The following is an 18,982-nucleotide window of genomic DNA, read 5'->3' as shown; positions in this document are numbered from 1 at the left end:
GCTACGGACGAGATGCTTAAAGTAGGAGGGCCGAAACGCTCTCCTACTTTTCTCTGTTCCACGGCTGTCACACTACTGTCACATAAAAAATGTCACACAACAAAGATGAATGCGGATGACTAAATTAACTGACCATCAGATGCCTGAACTGGATTTCAATACGCCAGCTTTAAAGCGTCATCGTAAAATTCGCGCCCTGAAAGACCGTATGGCTGGAATGGGTATTGCGGTAGGCGGTAGCAGTGTTATTTTGGCTGTACTGCTTATTTGCTTCTATTTACTTTATGAAGTGGCGCCATTGTTTTCAAGCGCCAGTATTGATCCTAAGGCAAGCTACACCTTGCCTGCACAGGACCAAGGTGAAAGCCTCTACTTAACGACCGAAGAACAAACTGAAATCGGTATGCGAGTAGCGAGTAATGGCAGTATCGTCTTCTTCTCTGTTGCTGATGGCAGTGTGATCGACACCGTTAAAAATCTTCGTACTGAAAAAGTCACTGCCTTTGCTGTTGAATCTGATACCAGTCATTTGATGGCATTTGGTTATGAAGATGGTAAAGCATTAATCGTGAAGCATGATTACAAAACGTCTTACCCTGATGGCAAACGTAAAATCACCCCAGTGGTTGAATACCCTTATGGCGAAGAACCAGTCGATGTGGCAGATTTTGCCATCAAGAAGTTAACCCTTCGTGATGGCAGCGATAGCCTAACCATGGCGGCGATTGGCGATTCAAGCAGCGCCATCACTAAAGTATCGAAAGAAGTGAACTTCATCACCGAAGAAGTGGAATTGAGCGAGCAAAGCGAGCCATTACCTTTCGTCCCTGATGTGGCCAGCATGTTACTTAGTGGTGATCAGCGTTACTTATACGTTGCGACACGCTCTGGTGCTATGAGTGAATTTGATCTACGTGACTTCGATAACATTGCACTCAAAGATGAAATGTCGCTGTTCAAAGACGCCAACACCAAACTTATTTCAATGAGTTACCTATTAGGTAAGTCGTCTATCATGGTGGCAGATTCTTCTGGTCGAGTGAGCCAGTGGTTTAACGTTCGTAACAATGACACAAACGAAGAAAAACTGACCTTCATTCGTGATGTTAAACAACCTGTTGCCTTAGTTGATTTGGCAATGGAGCAACGTCGTAAAGGCTTTGCAACGCTTGATGAGCGCGGTTTGGTTGCTATCTATAACGCAACATCGACTCGCCAAGTGATTAATGAAAAATTGAGCGATAACACGGCTCGTCTGATTAGCTTTGCACCGCGTGCGAATGGTTTGTTGTTGGAAGACAGCAAAGGTTTACATTTCTTCAATGTAGATAATGAACATCCAGAAGTTTCTTGGTCTTCTTTGTGGGGCAAGGTGTGGTACGAAGGTTATCAAGAGCCGACTTACACTTGGCAGTCTTCTGCGGCAAATAATGACTTCGAGCCTAAATACAGCTTGATGCCATTAGCATTCGGTACCTTGAAAGCGGCGTTTTACGCGATGTTGATGGCGGTGCCATTGGCAATTTGTGGTGCGATTTACACGGCTTACTTCATGGCGCCAGCGCTACGTCGTAAGATTAAACCTGTGATCGAGTTGATGGAAGCCTTGCCGACTGTAATTTTGGGCTTCTTAGCGGGTTTGTTCTTTGCGCCTTTCTTAGAAGAAAACCTAGCGGCGACGTTCAGTATTTTCGTCGTCCTGCCGGTTGGCATTCTATTGTTTGCTTATATTTGGTCACGTTTACCTCAGCAAATCCGATGGTTGGTACCTGATGGCTGGCAGCCATTGCTGCTTATTCCTGTCATCGTCTTCTTAGCTTGGTTCTGTTTGGCAATGAGTCCAATTATTGAATTGAACTTCTTTGGTGGCAACATTCGTGGCTGGATTACTCACGACCTTGGTATCACCTTTGACCAACGTAACGCGCTGGTGGTGGGTTTTGCTATGGGCTTTGCGGTTATCCCGACTATCTTCTCGATTACCGAAGATGCCATTTTTAGTGTGCCAAAAGCGTTAACTCAAGGCTCATTGGCATTGGGTGCGACGTACTGGCAAACCATGACTCGTGTTGTCTTACCAACAGCGAGCCCTGGGATTTTCTCGGCGATAATGATTGGTATGGGCCGTGCCGTTGGTGAAACCATGATCGTACTGATGGCTACGGGTAATACTCCGATTATGGACTTCAATATCTTCGAAGGTATGCGGACGCTAGCGGCCAACTTGGCAGTAGAAGTACCTGAATCTGAAGTGGGTAGCTCTCACTATCGCATCTTGTTCTTAGCGGCGTTTGTGCTCTTTATCTTCACCTTTGTGGTGAACACAATCGCTGAAACCGTGCGTCAGCACCTACGCAAAAAATACGGGTCGCTATAATGAGTACTGAAATGAAAATGAAGAAAAAATCCGTATCCGAATGGGTTAAATCTGGTGATCCATGGGTGTGGTTAAATGCGGGCGCTGTGGCTATTTCTGTCATCATGGTTGTGGGTTTGTTATTACTGATTGCCGTTCGTGGTCTAGGGCATTTTTGGCCTGCAGATGTAGTGGAAACGCATTATGCTTTGCCTGGTGACTCTGAATACAACCTTGTTGCAGAACGTGTGGAAAGTGTTGAAGTTCCGGCTGCCCAGCTGCGCGAAGCGGGGATTAATATTCCTGATGAGCATCAGTTGATGCAACGTACTCTGATGAAAACCGGTAACCGTGATGTATATGGTTCGGATTTCCGTTGGGTCATTGATGAATATCTAACAGACTCTAAGCGTCCAGAGATGCTATTCACGGCGGAACGTCGTGAGTGGGGTAACTTATACGGTTATCTGAAAGCGGTGAAAGAAGATGGCAAGATTGTTTCTGAAACCACGGATCTGACGCCCACTGATTCTGCTATGGCGACTTGGAATACTTTCGAAAAAAGTATCGAACGTGCAGCGGTTATTTTCGATGAGATCCATGAAATTGAGAAAAAAGACATTGGTAAGATCAACTACGCACTTGAGCGTATTCGTCTTGAGCAACGTCGTTTAGAGCTAGAAAACAAGCTAACACCTGCGGCAGCGGCAGATCTTGCCGCAGAGCGTGGTCAATACGATGAAGAGTACAAAGGTCTTCAGCAAAGCCTGATTGATCTTTACGCCAAAATCAATCGCGATACCTTTGTTGTGCAAGTGATGGACGGCTCTGAGCATGAAATGCCTGTGGCGAAAATCGTTCATGCTTACCGTGCTAATGCGATGAGTGTGCCTCAGAAGATGGGTTTCTATTTCACTAAATTGTGGGAGTTCTTGTCAGACGAGCCACGTGAAGCCAATACAGAAGGTGGCGTATTCCCAGCCATTTTCGGTACTGTCATGATGGTTCTGCTAATGACGGTTCTGGTAACACCATTTGGTGTGGTTGCGGCGGTTTATCTACGTGAATATGCGTCTCAAGGTTGGGTAACTCGTATTATTCGTATCGCGGTAAACAACTTAGCTGGTGTACCTTCCATCGTTTACGGTGTATTTGGTTTAGGTTTCTTTATTTACTTCCTAGGTTCCGGTATTGACCAAGCGTTCTTCCCTGAAGCCTTGCCATCGCCAACCTTTGGTACGGGCGGTTTGATGTGGGCGTCTATCACACTAGCGCTATTGACTGTGCCTGTGGTGATTGTGGCAACCGAAGAAGGTTTATCGCGTATTCCTCGTAACGTCCGTGAGGGCAGCTTAGCATTAGGCGCAACGAAAGCCGAAACCTTATGGCGAGTGGTATTGCCGATGGCGAGCCCGGCCATCATGACTGGGGTTATTTTGGCGGTCGCTCGTGCGGCAGGTGAAGTGGCACCATTGATGTTGGTTGGTGTGGTGAAACTGGCACCATCATTGCCGTTGGATGGAAATTATCCTTATATCCATTTAGATCAAAAATTCATGCACTTAGGTTTCCATATTTATGACGTTGGTTTCCAAAGTCCAAACGTGGAAGCGGCACGACCACTTGTATACGCAACAGCCTTATTGCTGGTGATAGTTATTGCTTTGTTAAACTTGTCAGCAGTAACTATCCGAAATCATTTACGTGAAAAATACAAATCGCTGGAAATGTAAGCGGCGGAGAAGAGATTATTATGAGCGACGTTAAAACACACTCAATTGATATTTCAGCAATGCAGCGTAGCCAACAGGCATTGCGCATTGAAGATGAAACCGTTTGCCTATCTGTAAACGATTTGCACCTGTATTACGGTGAAAAAGAAGCGCTGAAAGGCGTAAACATGGTCATTCCAGAGAAAAAGGTAACAGCGTTTATCGGGCCTTCTGGTTGTGGTAAATCGACGTTATTGCGTTGTTTCAACCGCATGAATGATTTGGTAGATGGTTGCCGTATTACGGGTGAACTTAACCTACGTGATCAGAACATCTACGCGAAAGGCACAGACGTTGCTGAGCTCCGTCGTCGCGTTGGTATGGTGTTCCAAAAGCCAAACCCGTTTCCAAAAAGCATTTATGAAAACGTCGCCTACGGCCTTCGTATTCAAGGGATTAACAAAAAGCGCTTGCTTGACGAAACCGTTGAATGGGCACTTCGCTCTGCGGCTTTGTGGGACGAAGTAAAAGACCGTCTACACGAAAGCGCTTTGGGAATGTCTGGTGGTCAGCAGCAACGTTTGGTTATTGCTCGTACCGTTGCGGTAAAACCAGAAGTACTATTGCTTGATGAGCCTGCATCGGCGTTGGACCCTATTTCAACCTTGAAGATTGAAGAATTGATCCATGAGTTGAAAAGTGAGTTCACCATCGCGATTGTGACACACAACATGCAGCAAGCAGCGCGCGTATCTGATTACACAGCGTTTATGTACATGGGTGATTTGATTGAGTTTGGCGACACGAACACTTTGTTCACTAACCCAAGCAAACAACAAACAGAAGACTACATCACGGGCCGCTACGGCTAGGCGGAGGACGCATTATGAAAGAATTAACAACGGATCATATTTCTCAGCAGTTTAACAACGAGCTGGAACTGCTTCGCCAACACTTTTTGACCATGGGTGGTGTCGTAGAGAACCAAGTTCAAGACGCGGTACAAGCGTTATTAGACGCGAATGGCTCTTTGGCAGAAGACGTAAAAAATCAAGACGCGACGGTGAATCAGCTAGACGGTTTGATCGACGAAGAATGTCGTCGTATCTTGGCGAAACGCCAACCTGCGGCGTCTGACTTACGCATGATTTTGTCGATCAGCAAAGCGGTCAGTGAGCTTGAGCGTATCGGTGACGAAGCGAAGAAAATTGCCAACCTGACCTTAAACTTGATCAATGAAGGCGAGTCTCCTCGTGGTTACGTAGAGATCAACCGCATCGGTCAAATGGTGTCGCGTATGATTCATGACTCTTTAGACGCCTATGCTCGTTTAGATATTGATGCTGCCATTAAAGTCGCGAAACAAGATCGCGCAGTAGATCAAGAATACAACACAGCGATGCGTTCTTTGGTGACTTACATGATGGAAGATCCACGCAGTATTTCTCGTGTGATTAATGTTATTTGGGTATTACGTTCTTTAGAGCGTATTGGCGATCATGCTCGTCATACCTGTCAGCATTTGATCTTCATGGTAAAAGGCGTTGATGTTCGTCATGTTAATGTGAATGATCTTTCTGTTGAAATGAATAAGAAATAACTCTTGTTGCCGACCTCTTGGTTTGATTCGAAAGCCAAGAGGTCGATATTTTTCATTCACTCTTCGTTATTTCTCCTCTGCAATCATTGTATTTTCACTGTTTATGGGTGGGCTATCGGGCCGACTTTGTTATCATCTGCTTTTCGTTTTAACGGGTGTGAAATACGATGTTTACCATAGAAACCAATCCTACCGCTTCTGTCGAAGAATCTTATCGTGAGTTAAATGCTCAACTAGCTGCATTGCTAAGTGGAGAGCGCGATTTTATCTGTAATGCCGCGCAGTTTTCGGCGTTTGTTATGCAAACGGTGACGGATCTGAATTGGTCGGGTTTCTATTTTTCTCGTGGCGAAGAGTTAGTGCTTGGACCTTATGTTGGCAAGATTGCTTGCACTCGCATTCCGTTCGGTCGCGGTGTATGCGGTAAGGCGGCGATTACTTTACAGACGCAACGTATTGAAGACGTTCACGCCTTTGATGGTCATATTGCTTGTGATGCCGCGTCGGCGAGCGAGGTGGTTATTCCTGTTGTCGTTGGTGGTAAATTAATGGCAGTGTTTGATATGGACAGCCCGAAGGTTGGCCGTTTCTCTGAGATTGATCAAGCTGGATTGGAGTCTTTTGTGGCAACTTTTATTGAAGCCACAGATTTTAGTTGGTCAATCTAACCTTGTTGAGTCTTTTGTTATAAAAAGTGCACTTCAAGTTCGTCTAATGACGCTTGATGAACGGCAGGTAGGCCATCGATGATGGCTTGCATGTCTTGATCACTTTGTTGTGTTGCCGCTTCTTCAATCAACTGGCATTGTTTGGCAAATAGCTGCATTGCCATGTTTAAACTGGCGGACTTGAGTGAATGGCTCACATGCCTTAATTCTTGATAGTCTCTCTTTTCCCAAGCTTGCTTAAGCTGCACCATTTTTTCGGTGCTGTCGTCAACAAACTCCAAGCGTATAGCGTTAATTGTGTCTTTCCCTAGCAGTTGAATTAGAGAGTCTAGATGGGCGTGATCAATCATTTTTATGAGCCTTTGACGATATGTCTTTGTATGTTGTTTTTTTCGGTGAAAAGAGTCCCGCTATAAGTGGCTCTAGTTGGGTCTGCGTGAGCGGAAAATGTAATGGTATGATTGAGTGCTCTGGGTGGCTAATCGCTTGGGGGTTATAGCCAAGAATAGGGCAAGATTTTGCTTTCCATTGCTGCAGTGCATCATTGCCATCTCGTTCAAACCGCGGTGTATTCCCTAGAATCACTAGATCGTAATCTTTGTATTCTTGCAGGCTGCCATCCTTTGAAAAGATAGCATCAATATTGAACGTGGCAAGTTGTAAGCCAATAATTTTGGCTAGATGCGTGTCCGTTTCAATGACCAATGCTTGTGTTTGCTCAGTACAGTGAAAAGCAGACGATGTCGGTAAGTTGGTACTCGGAACGTAATATGGAATATCGACCCAAAACTCACAGCCTTTTTGTGGCGCACAGGAAAAATGCATCTCGCCTTGCATGAGATAAACCAATTTGTGACACAAAGCCAGACTCAAGCCCACTTTACTGGGCAAAGGACCTTCTTGTTGCATTGGCAAAGATGGGTTGATTCTTAAATTTTGTTGTAATTCATTTGGCATACCTAGCCCAGTGTCTCTAAGGGCTATTTGCATCACTCTGATTTCTTTTGTGTCTGGAACAAGTGGTAGTTGAGGTGCGTTTAGCGCTGAAGGCCTAATTTGTAAACTTATGCTACCTGATGAGGTATAGGTAATCGCATTTTGCAGCAGAGCAACGATGATCTCTTTGGTTCGGATAAAGTCTAGACTGATATCTTTAGGTAGAAGAGGATCAATATAAAGGATGCTCTGCAAATTTTTGCGCGTCATCTGCGGCTCAAAAATAGCCAGGTAATCTTCTATGCTCTTTTGTAAGCACTCGGTCGTTGGGTTAAGTGTTAGCTGCTTGGCATCAATGAGCGCTAGGTCAGAAAGCATTTCGATAGTTTGTAGTAACTGATGTCCTGATTCTTCAATATGCTTTGATAGCGCCCCTGTGTCATTTTTTGACTCTGTGCAATTCAGTGTTTTAGCGGTTCCCAAAATGGCATTAATCGGAGAACGTATTTCTTGGCTAATAAAAGACAGCAGATTGGCTTTGTCTTCATGGACAGTTTGAATTCCTAGTTTAAGTTCATCATTGCGCTTAATGACGTTTCTAAGCTCGGTTAATCCTTTTACAGTAAAAAAGCACAAGCATAATAGGCATGCTAGAAGCGCCATTGAGAGTAGTTGAATATCATCTAAATTCTTCTGCAATGTTTTATGCTGGTTGCTGATGAATTCATTGCTGCCTTTGTTCACTAAGGTGACAAACTCATTGATTTGCTCTTCGATGCGCTGAATGCGTTCAATTAAATCTGGTAGGTAGGAAGTATCGCCGCTCTCTATTTTAGATAAATTGAAACTGAGTAGTTCTAATTCACCGTTAATAATATTCAACAGTCTGGTAGTGCGGCCGCTTTCAAAGGTGCGGATCAGAGAGCCTACGTCTCCTTGTCTAAGTAAGTCTACTCGACTCATTAACAGGTCATACTCAAAAAAAGCATTACCGTTAAGGGGGTAATCGGCTTCGTCCAATTCTATCAAGTAATTGAGAAAACGATATGACTGTATTTGTAGCTGTAGGGTATTCCACAAAGAGCTTTCAAATACGCGCCGACTGTTGTTTTTTGAGCTATCACTGGTGTAAGTAATAATGCCAAATACAGCGATGGTGATGGCAATAATGAAAGCAATAAAGCCATACAGAACCCATAGCTTGAATTTGGATAGCCAAGTGTTTCCTTTAAACAAGCGTTCCATGTTTACTCGGTTCCTACAATCGCTTTGATGCGATCAATTTGCCAAATAGAACGGCCATAAAACATTTCAGATTTAAGCTCTTCGTGTTCGTCAAATGGATAAATCATCATGATAGGACCGAGGTTTCTAACACTCATAGGCTTTCCGTCTAGATGAGTTGCCAAAATCGCGCCGTTTTCCGTAAAGTCACTGAGAGGAATCTCCGTCATGTATTCATTAAGAGCTGTGACTTGTAAAAATGTAGCAGTACTACCTAACTGCTTTAGTAGGTCGGCGGCAGAAAAACCTTGGTAAGTGTGAATTCCTTTTGTCCATGGATTATGCGTAGTGATGGTGTATTGAGGCAAGCTGTTTAGCATCGCTAAATCAAACGTTGATTCTGGTTGTAGATTTGCAGTATCGATTGCACCCGATACAGTGAGTAAAACTCTTCCTTTTGGTTTATCTGCCGCGTAGGACGCGATAGACATAACACATAAAAACAGTAATACAAGAGGATTTAGATTTGTATAAGAAGAGTATAAACGCATGAATAAAAGCCTTAATGCTGCCTAATTTAACAGATCTATATGATAGACAAAAATAGCGGGCTTGTGTGATGAATACTCGCTTTGAAATGAAAGAACAGAAGGTTTAGTAACAATTAAGCCGTTTTGGGCTTTCTTAATTGAGAAATCACAAAACGGCTTAATGTTTTTACCTGTATCTACTTCGTACTTAAATAGGATGTCTCAAGCTATGTCTGCAAGTCGCGAGCAAGCGGCTTGGTGCTCATTCGATAACACTTGCAAAGTCGGTTTTTGTTGCGCGCAGCCTTCATTGGCATGAGGGCATCGAGTACGAAAAATACAACCTGACGGTGGGTTGATTGGTGATGGTAAATCGCCAGTCAATAACTGGATCTTTTTACCACGCTCTACTCTTGGATCAGGAACAGGTACCGCTGACAACAAGGCTTTGGTGTATGGGTGCTGAGGGTTTTCGTACAGCGCGCGTTTGCTGGCTAATTCAACCGCATTGCCTAAGTACATAACCAAAACCCGATCTGAAATGTGTTTTACCACACTTAAGTCGTGGGCGATAAACACCAAAGACAAGCCCATTTCCGCTTGTAACTCTTTCAATAAATTAACCACTTGCGCTTGGATAGAAACGTCCAACGCAGAAACTGGCTCGTCACATACAACTAACTTAGGCTTGAGAATCAAAGCGCGAGCAATGCCGATGCGCTGGCATTGGCCACCTGAAAATTCATGAGGATAACGGTTAATCACGTTAGGCAATAACCCCACGCGATCCATGATGGCGCGAACCTCGGCTTTTACCGTTTCTTTTGATAATTCTGGACGAAAGGTTCTAAGTGGTTCTGCAATGATATCGCCCACCGTCATACGCGGATCAAGCGACGCCAAGGGGTCTTGAAAGATCATCTGCAGCTCTTGACGCTTGCTGCGCATTTGTTTTTTGTCTAAGTCCGTTAGATCTTGTCCAAGCCAAACCACATTGCCTTCGGTAATTGGCACAAGGCGAAGTAAAGCGCGGGCAAGCGTAGATTTACCACAGCCAGATTCACCCACCACGCCAAGTGTCTCGCCAGCGTAAATGGTCAAATTAACGCCATCTACGGCTTTTAGTGCTTGGCCTTTTTCCCATGGCCATGCATTGTCTGACTTGATGTTGAAGTGTACTTTTAAGTTGTTCACTTCCATTAATACGTTATTTGAAGTGTTCATTAGGCGACCCATCCATCAACGGATTTATGACAAGCTCGTAGTTGACCCGGTGCAAATTCTTTTAGCTCAGGCATGCTTTCTCCACAGCGTTCTCTGGCAAACTCACAACGGGCTTGGAATGGACAGCCTGATGGCATATGCAGCAAGTTAGGTGGGTTGCCCGGAATGGTGGATAACTTGTCGTCATTGCCATCAAGGCGAGGAATGGCTTTTAATAAACCTTGCGTATACGGATGCGTAGGGCGATAAAACACATCTTCTGCGGTGCCATATTCCATGGTTTGTCCGGCGTACATCACCAACACTTTGTCGCATAAGCCAGCGACCACGCCCAAATCATGAGTGATCATAATGATGGAGGTGTTGAAGTCGTCTTTTAATTCGTTCAGCAAGGTCAGAATTTGAGCCTGTACGGTGACGTCTAGGGCGGTGGTTGGCTCATCGGCGATCAACAGCTTAGGTTGGCATAATAACGCCATAGCGATCATCACACGCTGTCTCATGCCGCCAGAAAATTCATGCGGATACATGTTCATGCGCTTACGCGCTTCTGGCATCTTCACTGCGTCGAGCATTTTGACTGATGCTTCAAACGCTTCGGCTTTGCTCATGCCTTTGTGCAGCATCAAGACTTCCATCAACTGCTTGCCGACCTTCATATAAGGATTCAATGAGGTCATTGGATCTTGGAAGATCATGGCAATTTCTTTGGAGCGGATGCGGTTCATGGCTTTTTCATTCAGGGTCAGAATGTTTTGCTCGTTAAAGCGTGCTTCCCCTTCAATAATGCCATTGCCAGCCAATAAGCCCATGAGAGCAAATGCAGTTTGGCTTTTACCAGAACCAGACTCGCCAACGATGCCTAGGGTTTCACCTTGGGCTAAGGTGAAGTTCAGATCATTCACCGCGGTTACAAAACCATCGGGCGTTCTGAAATTCACTCGTAAGTTATTTACTTCTAATAAATTCTTTTGACTTGATAAGCTCATAAAGCCTCCTTAGCGGTCTTTTGGATCAAGCGCATCGCGTAAGCCATCGCCGAGGAAGTTAAAACAAAACAGAGTCACGACTAGGAAACCAAGCGGCCAAGCCAATTGCCAAATAGCAATTTCCATATTTTGAGCGCCTTCAGAAATCAATGCGCCCCAGCTGGTCATAGGCTCTTGAACGCCGAGTCCCAAGAAGCTGATAAAAGACTCAAGCAAAATCATATTCGGTACCAACAACGTGGCATAAACAACCACGATGCCGAGTACGTTTGGCACAATGTGGCGCAAGATGATTTTTGGTGTCGACACGCCGCAAGCGTAAGCTGCTTCGATGTATTCTTTGTTTTTCAGGCTCAAGGTCTGACCGCGAACTATCCGCGCCATATCGAGCCATGAAATCGCGCCAATGGCGACAAAGATCAAGAAGATATGGCGACCAAATAAGGTCATCAGGATGATCACAAAGAACATGAAAGGGAAAGAGTTCAGAATCTCCAAGAAACGCATCATCACACTGTCAACGCGTCCACCAATGTAACCTGATGCCGCGCCGTAAAGCGTACCAATAACGATAGCCACTACGCTGCCCATGATGCCAACCAATAACGAGATTTGTCCGCCTTGCATGGTACGAACAAAAATATCGCGGCCTAGGGTGTCAGTACCAAAGTAATGACTGTTTTCAATGTTTGGACGACCTAAAGTGGAAATGTCAGACAGTGCTTCCCAGTCGATATCGTCGTAATTCCATTGGCTGAAAAACGGGCCAAGCAAAGCAATGGCGGTAATAAGCAGCAGAATAATTAAGCTAGTCACTGCGGCATGGTTAGAAAAAAATCGACGACGGGCGTCTTGCCATAAACTGCGACCTTCGACTTCCACCACTTTTTCGGCGAACTGTTCGACGGCCTGAATTTTGTCTTTCGTAGTAATCATAATAGCGAGGCCTTAGTAGCGAATTTTCGGATCAATAACAGCGTATAAAATATCGACGATGGCATTGAATAGAATCGTCAATGTACCGACCAAAATGGTGACACCCATGACCATGGAATAGTCGCGATTCAATGCGCCATTGATAAAGTGCTGACCAATACCGCCTGTACCAAAATACACATCGACAATAACAGAACCTGTCACTATGCCGACGAATGCAGGCCCAAGATAGGAAACAACAGGCAGCATGGCGGGGCGCAAAGCATGCTGAAAGATGATGCGATATTTTGGTAAACCTTTCGCTCTCGCAGTACGGATAAAGTTGGAGTGCATGGTTTCAATCATGCTGCCACGAGTAATACGTGCGATCTGAGCAATGTAGCTGGTGGACATAGCAATAACAGGCATTACCAAATAAGGCCAAGCCCCACCATTCCAGCCACCGGGTGGTAGCCAATGATTATAAATAGAGAAAAACAGGATACACAACGGAGCCAAAACAAAATTCGGCAGCACGATCCCAAGGTTTGCAAAGCCCATAACACTGTAATCTAACCACGAGTTCTGGCGCAGTGCCGCGATTATTCCGCAACCCACGCCAATAAGTAGAGCGACAAGAAAAGACCAGATACCAATCTCAGCAGAGACAGGGAAACTCTGTGCAATCAGTTCATTAATAGTGAAATCTTTGTAGCGAAAAGAAGGTCCTAGATCACCTTGAAGCAAGCCACCAAGATAGTAAAAATATTGGTTAATGACTGGCTCATCCAAATGGTATTTAGCGTTAATGTTTGCCAACACCTCGGGTGGTAAAGCGCGTTCGCTGGTAAATGGGCTGCCGGGGGCAGAGTGCATTAAGAAAAAAGAAACCGTAATCAAAATCAACAATGTTGGAATGGCTTCTAAAATGCGTTTTGAAATAAATGTCAGCATAAAAATTACCGGATTAGGCGCTATAAAGGGCGGCTAATACTAGGAACCTGTAGGGAGTTCAAGAGATGCCCAGCGCTTTTGCGCTGGGCATGGTTTACAACGTACTATTCAATATATAAAAACGTACTACTCAATATATAAAACAGTGGCTTAGTGCTTGATGATGTACATGTCACGCACGTAAACGTTGTCTTCTGGGTTAGGCATGTAACCGCCTAAATAGCTTTTTACTAAACGCTTTTCGGTATATTGATAAATAGGCGCAACGGCCATATCTTGTTCAATGGCGATTTCTTCTGCCTTGTTGTAGTTCTCGGCAGGGTGCTGCATGGTACGCGCATCGTGCAATAGCTTGTCGTATTCTGCGTTGCTGTACTTACCGTCGTTATTACCGTGAGTCGTAGTTAGAAGATCTAACATAGTCGAGGCTTCGTTGTAGTCACCAATCCAACCTGCACGCGCTACATCAAATTGTTGATGCTTTTTCGTTTCTAGGTAGGTTTTCCACTCTTGGTTTTCTAGAGTAACGTTAACGCCCAAGGTTTTTTTCCACATTGAAGCGATCGCAATGGCTATTTTCTTATGGTTTTCGTTGGTGTTGTAAAGCAAGCTGAAAGACAGTGGATTGCTTTTCCCATAACCGGCCTCTTCTAATAGGGCTCTGGCTTTATCGTCACGTTCTTTTTGTGACCAAGTTGCGTATTCAGGTGTTGCCGGTGAAAAGTCGTTTACTACTTCTGGTGTGAAAGAATACGCAGGTAGTTCACCTGTGCCCGTCACAAACTGAGTAATCACGTTGCGGTCGATAGCGTAAGACAAGGCCTTACGAACTCGAACATCGTTATATGGCGCTTTGGTTTTATTGAAATCGTAGTAATAGGTACCTAGTTTTGGTGTTACGACAACTTCATCAGGAATGTCTCGCATAAGCTGTTTGAAGTGGTCATTGGGGATTTCATAGCTAAGATCCATTTGACCTGCTTGGAAGCGTTTTAGCTCAGCATTAGGGGATTCAATAGGCAAATAGGTAACCTTATTGATGATTGTTTTTGCATCATTCCAATAGTTTTTATTGCGGGTGAAAACCATTTTTTCGTTAACAACCCATTCGTCCATTTTATATGCGCCGTTAGACACCATGTGTTCTGGTTTAGTCCAATCATCGCCCCATTTTTCGACCACTTTTTTAGGCACTGGGAACATAGTTTGATGAGAGGTCATTTTTACAAAGTAAGGTACTGGACGTTCAAGCGTGACTTGGAATGTATAAGCATCTAGGGCTTTTACACCCAGTGTTGAAGGCTTTGCTTCACCCGCAATGATTTTAGTTGCGTTAACAATAGATGGGATTTCCATGAACCATGCGTATGGCGAAGCGAGTGCAGGATCGACAGCACGTGTGAAAGCGAAAACAAAATCTTCTGCGGTGACAGGATCGCCATTAGACCATTTCGCATCTTTACGAAGGTGGAAGGTGTATTGTGTGTTGTCGTCGTTTACATCGTAGCTTTTGGCGACACCTGGAACTTGGTTGCCATCACCATCTTGGTTATACAAACCTTCGAAGAGATCTTTAGAACGAATGGAAGCGGGTGTGCCTTCCATTTTCTGTGGGTCCATAGTTGCAGGCTCTGAGCCGCCGCCACGGATAAGTTCTTGTTTAGCCGCTAGTTCTACGCCAGCTGGTACGTCTGCCGCCTGAGCTTGCAGAGCGAAGAAAGAAGTTGCCATGATGGCACTGGCGAGTAATGTCATTTTCATCTTTATAGTGTCCCTTGTGAGTTAACTTTTGTGAATGTGCTTTTTATATTCAGACGCGATACCTGCACTGGTTCGTATTCGTCTTACGGTTTCATAGTTCACCAATTCGCTAAAGGTCACAATCGAAATTGCGTATCAGGTCATGCGTCTAATAAATGTAAGCTTTATAAAAGAGCAGTGAAAATTGCATGTTTAGTGTCTACAAGGCTTGAAGCTGTTGTTCATTACGTTTATGAGTCTTCAATTTGAAAGGCTATGTGGAGCCGAGAAAGTCGTCATGATATTCTGTAGCTCTTAGATAAATTTGATCGAAGGGTCTAACTTTAGGAGTAATGCAGCATCGTGATCACTCACCCATTTAAAGCCGCCGGGGCTTTTTTAAAAGCGTTTCCTTTGGTTTTTTCGAAAGATTTAAGGCTGTTTATATTGGCGCCTTTGTTGGCGAACTTTGTTTTGGTGGGCTTATTGTATATGGTCGCCTTTAGCTATTTTCAGACCTTAATGGATTCAGCAATGGGGTATTTACCTGAATGGGTATCCTTTTTGAATTGGCTGTTTTATTTGATATTTGCCGCTATTATTAGCGTGCTTTTGTTCTATAGTTTTTCGGTAGGTGTGAATATTTTAGCCGCACCTTTTATGGCATTTTTAGCGGAAAAAGTAGAAGAAAAGGAAACAGGGAAGGTTTTTGATGAAACCCTAACAACAGGCGTTATTATGGCGATTATCGGCCGTAGCTTGCAGCGAGAATGTCAAAAAATATTGTATTTTTTACCTCGTTTTATTTTGCTATTGTTATTGTCTTTTATTCCTCTGGTTAATGTTATTGCACCAGTATTGTTATTATTATTTTCAGCTTGGATGTTATCTCTTCAATATATGGATTATGCTTTTGATAATAATAAAGTTAAATTTCATGATATGAGAATGGCATTACGCTCCAAACCTTTGTTATGTTGGACATTTGGCGGCATAGTAATGGTAGGTTTGACGATTCCTTTCTTTAACCTATTCGTTATGCCGATTGCTGTTGTGGCAGCCACATTATTGTGGATTTCGGTTTTTAGATCACAGCATGGGGATTTTTCTGCCTTGTTAGATCGCACTAATGGAACTTTGTGATGTCGTTAAAAATTTTGGTAGTAGATGATGCTTCTTTTACACGTGACTTGATTCGACGCTCACTGCGTAAGCAATTTCCGGCGGTTGAAATTGAAGAGGCAGTAAATGGTCGTAAAGCACAACAAATGCTGACAAAAGTACAGTTTGATATGGTGCTGTGCGATTGGGAAATGCCTGAAATGACGGGTGTTGAGCTGCTTAAGTGGTGTCGAGAACAGCCTAAATATAAAAAAGAAGACGTGCCATTTGTGATGATTACCAGCCGTGGCGATAAAAGCCATGTGGTGGAAGCTGTGCAATCGGGTGTTACTGACTACCTTGGTAAGCCGTTTTCTAGCGAGCAGTTAGCCAATAAAGTAATATCCGCAGCAAAAAAGCATGGCCTTGATAAGAAGCTGATGTCACAGAAATCTCGTGAATCTGTCTCTCCTGGTGGCGTAAGCTCTGCATCGTTAGATGTATTAATGGGCGCAGGCAAAAGCACTCCTGTGAAGGCTACCAAGTTCACCAACCCCGATGTGCCAGCGGTATCAGTAAAGGATGTCAAAATCCCGACCATGGTACGTTTTGAAAACAAACAGTTTCGCTGCATGATCGTTCAGTTCAGCAAGACTGAAGCAACGATGTTTATTAAGAGCGACGACGTTGTGCCACAAGTCTTGGGGCAGGCGGTATTGGATTTAGAACATAAGGGCGCGATGAATCGTTTGAATTATTATGTCCAATCCGTTGCTACCACAGAGAAAAAACACGACTCGACCTTTTTGACGGTTATTTTGAGTTTGATCGATCAGGATAGCGAGAAAGAGGCGTTTATTAGCCAGTTGTTTGATAGTTTATAAATCTCGTTACCAACCCCTCCCTAACCCTCCCCTTGAAGATAAGGGAAGGGATTTAATGACTTGGTGAATCTTGGTTATCGTCTGTAGGAATAGGTAGCGCCGGAATCGTATCGTTTCTGGTTCGATTCGCGGGGAAGTGGCAAGAGAAGGTACTGCCGAAACCTGGTTGACTGCGTATTTGCAGTTTGGCGTCGTGATGCAATAACACATGCTTTACGATAGCTAAGCCAAGTCCTGTACCGCCTGTTTTGGAGCCTCTTCCTTTATCGACACGGAAAAAACGTTCTGTGAGGCGAGGGATGTATCTTGGCTCTATGCCTAGTCCTGAATCTTTTACTGAGAAAACACCGTTAAACTCACTGGATTCCCATTTTATCTCAATCTCACCACCATCCGGTGAATATTTTATGGCGTTAAAAATCAGGTTTGAAAACGCACTGTATAGTTCTTTGTAAGAACCGTATAGACGAGCTTCTTCGGGAACTTGTAAAGCAATGGTGTGCTTGTCCGTCAAGATAGGCGTGGTCGTATTGGTGATGGTTTTAACTAGATCTGAGACTTTATGCCACTGGTTCTCTTCGCGCTTATCATTGCTTTCTAGACGAGATAGCAGTAGCAGATCTTCGATGAGTTGTTCCATTCGCTCAGATTGCTCAGACATATTTACAATGCCTTTTTGCATGCTTTTAGGCAGACTGTCCTTGAACATGTCGAGAGTTTCTAAGTAGCCTTTAATAACGGTAAGTGGTGTTTTTAATTCATGGGAAGCGTTGGCGACAAAGTCTTTTCGCATCTGCTCTAGCAAGTGTAAACGCGTGACATCACGAACAAAAATGAGATGATCATTTTTATCGTATAGTGTGGTTTGAATTTCTAAATACACACCGTCTTTGGCTGGAGACTTGATGACCAAAGGTTCACCAAAGCGCTTTTGACTAAAGTAACGGAAAAATTCTGGACTACGAACAATATTGGTGATGATTTGACCACGATCGACAGGTCGCATCAAGCCGAGAAAGTGGGCAGCCGAGTTGTTCCACCATTCCAAGTTACCTTGGTTATCTGCCATGATAACGCCTTCTTTTAAGGCGGTTGTGGAGCTTTCAATTCTTGTTAGGGCTTGGCGCATGCGGCGTTTAGATTTACGTTGCTTCTTATGCAGACGATAAACAGCATCGAACACTTCGCCCCAAATACCGCTGGCTTCCGGGGGGGCTGCACGACCAGAATGACGCAGCCAATTGTGGAATTGGTATAGCTGATAAAGTTGCCAGTACAAAGAACCTAAAACGTACAGTAGCAAAACACCCAACAACTGACCTATGATTAGGCCTATTACAATGCAGGCCGCGAGCCCCGCGAGCCAAGTAATAATGGTGTTTCGCCAAACTGTTTTCATACGGACCTTTTTGCTGAGAAGCGGTAGCCTGTTCCTCGTACGGTTTGTATCAAGAAATCATGAGTGCTACCAATGGCTTTGCGTAAACGACGTATATGAACATCAACGGTACGTTCTTCAACGTAGACATTTCCACCCCATACTTGATCCAACAATTGCGCTCTTGAATAGGCACGCTCTTGATGGGTCATAAGGAATTTTAGTAGACGGTATTCTGTCGGCCCCATGTCTAAAGGACGACTGCCTATAGTAACTCTTTGGCTAATTGGATCAAGGGTCAGGCCTTCGATTTCAATTGGTTCATCAACCCCTTGAGGCGTCGCACGACGTAATACGGCTTTGAGTCGTGCAACTAACTCGCGTGGTGAAAAAGGCTTGGTGATGTAATCATCCGCACCCACTTCTAAACCTTGGATTTTGTTGTCTTCTTCACTTTTCGCAGTCAGCATGATGACCGGAATTTCAGCCGTCGTAGTGTCTTTTTTCAATCTGCGAGTAAGCTCGATGCCACTACCGCCGGGCATCATCCAATCTACAAGAATCAGATCTGGACGGTGGTCCACAATGATTTCATGGGCTTGCTGAATGTTTTCTGCTTCCAAATACTCGTAGCCTGCCATTTCAAGTGCAATGGCGATCATTTCGCGTATGGAAGATTCGTCGTCAATAATTAATACTTTTTTACCGGTCACAGGATTCATCCTCATCTCAGGAACGGTTTCATTAAAACGATCTAATGTGACAATTCGG

The 18,982-nt window shown here is 44.2% G+C and carries 17 protein-coding genes; 7 read left to right on the top strand and 10 right to left on the bottom strand.

Translation table 11 applies throughout. The features are described from left to right. Positions 1–115 precede the first annotated feature (115 nt). The 5 genes from CYL31_RS00265 (at position 116) to msrC (ending at position 6,336) form a co-directional block, all read left to right on the top strand. A complete protein-coding gene (locus tag CYL31_RS00265; protein ID WP_212917024.1) occupies positions 116–2,377 on the top strand; it encodes an ABC transporter permease subunit in 2,262 nt (753 codons plus the stop codon). Then, the gene (pstA, locus tag CYL31_RS00260) at positions 2,377–4,089 is read left to right on the top strand and encodes a phosphate ABC transporter permease PstA (RefSeq protein WP_249411647.1); all 1,713 of its coding nucleotides are present in this window, start codon (positions 2,377–2,379) and stop codon (positions 4,087–4,089) included. Before CYL31_RS00265 ends, pstA begins: the two co-directional genes overlap by 1 nt. A 20-nt stretch (positions 4,090–4,109) precedes the next feature. Continuing rightward, a complete protein-coding gene (gene pstB / locus CYL31_RS00255) occupies positions 4,110–4,940 on the top strand; it encodes a phosphate ABC transporter ATP-binding protein PstB (RefSeq protein WP_212917023.1) in 831 nt (276 codons plus the stop codon). Positions 4,941–4,954: 14 nt separating this feature from the next. Beyond that, positions 4,955–5,668: a phosphate signaling complex protein PhoU gene (gene phoU / locus CYL31_RS00250; protein WP_212917022.1), complete on the top strand. Its 714-nt coding sequence runs from the start codon at positions 4,955–4,957 to the stop codon at positions 5,666–5,668. Positions 5,669–5,835: 167 nt separating this feature from the next. Continuing rightward, positions 5,836–6,336 (top strand): free L-methionine (R)-S-oxide reductase MsrC, encoded by a 501-nt coding sequence (msrC, locus tag CYL31_RS00245; protein WP_212917021.1) that lies wholly within the window; start codon positions 5,836–5,838, stop codon positions 6,334–6,336. Positions 6,337–6,353: 17 nt separating this feature from the next. Here msrC and CYL31_RS00240 read toward each other — a convergent pair whose 3' ends face one another. From CYL31_RS00240 to CYL31_RS00205, 8 genes are all read right to left on the bottom strand, one after another. Then, on the bottom strand, positions 6,354–6,686 hold the full coding sequence (locus CYL31_RS00240; RefSeq protein WP_212917020.1) for an Hpt domain-containing protein: 333 nt from the start codon (positions 6,684–6,686) through the stop codon (positions 6,354–6,356). Beyond that, complete coding sequence (locus CYL31_RS00235) at positions 6,679–8,517, bottom strand: sensor histidine kinase (protein ID WP_212917019.1); 1,839 nt, start codon at positions 8,515–8,517, stop codon at positions 6,679–6,681. The genes CYL31_RS00240 and CYL31_RS00235 overlap by 8 nt, the downstream gene beginning before the upstream one ends. 2 nt (positions 8,518–8,519) lie before the next feature. Next, a complete protein-coding gene (locus CYL31_RS00230; protein WP_212917018.1) occupies positions 8,520–9,047 on the bottom strand; it encodes a putative pterin-binding protein in 528 nt (175 codons plus the stop codon). A gap of 201 nt (positions 9,048–9,248) precedes the next feature. Beyond that, entirely contained in the window at positions 9,249–10,250 is a 1,002-nt protein-coding gene (gene oppF, locus CYL31_RS00225) for a murein tripeptide/oligopeptide ABC transporter ATP binding protein OppF (RefSeq protein ID WP_212917017.1), read from the bottom strand. Then, complete coding sequence (locus CYL31_RS00220; RefSeq protein ID WP_212917016.1) at positions 10,250–11,239, bottom strand: ABC transporter ATP-binding protein; 990 nt, start codon at positions 11,237–11,239, stop codon at positions 10,250–10,252. Before CYL31_RS00220 ends, oppF begins: the two co-directional genes overlap by 1 nt. A gap of 9 nt (positions 11,240–11,248) precedes the next feature. Continuing rightward, a complete protein-coding gene (oppC, locus tag CYL31_RS00215) occupies positions 11,249–12,175 on the bottom strand; it encodes an oligopeptide ABC transporter permease OppC (protein ID WP_212917015.1) in 927 nt (308 codons plus the stop codon). Between the two features lie 12 nt (positions 12,176–12,187). After that, complete coding sequence (oppB, locus tag CYL31_RS00210; RefSeq protein WP_212917014.1) at positions 12,188–13,108, bottom strand: oligopeptide ABC transporter permease OppB; 921 nt, start codon at positions 13,106–13,108, stop codon at positions 12,188–12,190. 150 nt (positions 13,109–13,258) lie between these two features. Then, positions 13,259–14,869, bottom strand: a complete 1,611-nt coding sequence (locus CYL31_RS00205) for a peptide ABC transporter substrate-binding protein (protein WP_212917013.1) — start codon at positions 14,867–14,869, stop codon at positions 13,259–13,261. A gap of 342 nt (positions 14,870–15,211) precedes the next feature. Between CYL31_RS00205 and cysZ the strand changes: the two genes are divergently transcribed. Together cysZ and CYL31_RS00195 are read left to right on the top strand one after the other, a co-directional pair. Further along, complete coding sequence (cysZ, locus tag CYL31_RS00200; protein WP_212917012.1) at positions 15,212–15,991, top strand: sulfate transporter CysZ; 780 nt, start codon at positions 15,212–15,214, stop codon at positions 15,989–15,991. Then, a complete protein-coding gene (locus tag CYL31_RS00195; RefSeq protein ID WP_212917011.1) occupies positions 15,991–16,833 on the top strand; it encodes a response regulator in 843 nt (280 codons plus the stop codon). The genes cysZ and CYL31_RS00195 overlap by 1 nt, the downstream gene beginning before the upstream one ends. 52 nt (positions 16,834–16,885) lie before the next feature. On the opposite strand, the gene phoR is transcribed toward CYL31_RS00195, so the two are convergent. Together phoR and phoB are read right to left on the bottom strand one after the other, a co-directional pair. Then, a complete protein-coding gene (phoR, locus tag CYL31_RS00190) occupies positions 16,886–18,232 on the bottom strand; it encodes a phosphate regulon sensor histidine kinase PhoR (RefSeq protein ID WP_212917010.1) in 1,347 nt (448 codons plus the stop codon). Beyond that, positions 18,229–18,924 carry a phosphate regulon transcriptional regulator PhoB gene (gene phoB, locus CYL31_RS00185; protein ID WP_048814168.1) on the bottom strand — a complete coding sequence of 232 codons (696 nt, stop codon included), beginning with the start codon at positions 18,922–18,924 and terminating at the stop codon, positions 18,229–18,231. Before phoB ends, phoR begins: the two co-directional genes overlap by 4 nt. Positions 18,925–18,982 lie beyond the last annotated feature (58 nt).

This window comes from Marinomonas sp. A3A (genome assembly GCF_018336955.1).
GTDB lineage: Bacteria > Pseudomonadota > Gammaproteobacteria > Pseudomonadales > Marinomonadaceae > Marinomonas > Marinomonas lutimaris.
The sequence above is the reverse complement of the archived record's forward strand: the minus strand, read 5'-3'. Positions and strand labels throughout refer to the sequence as shown.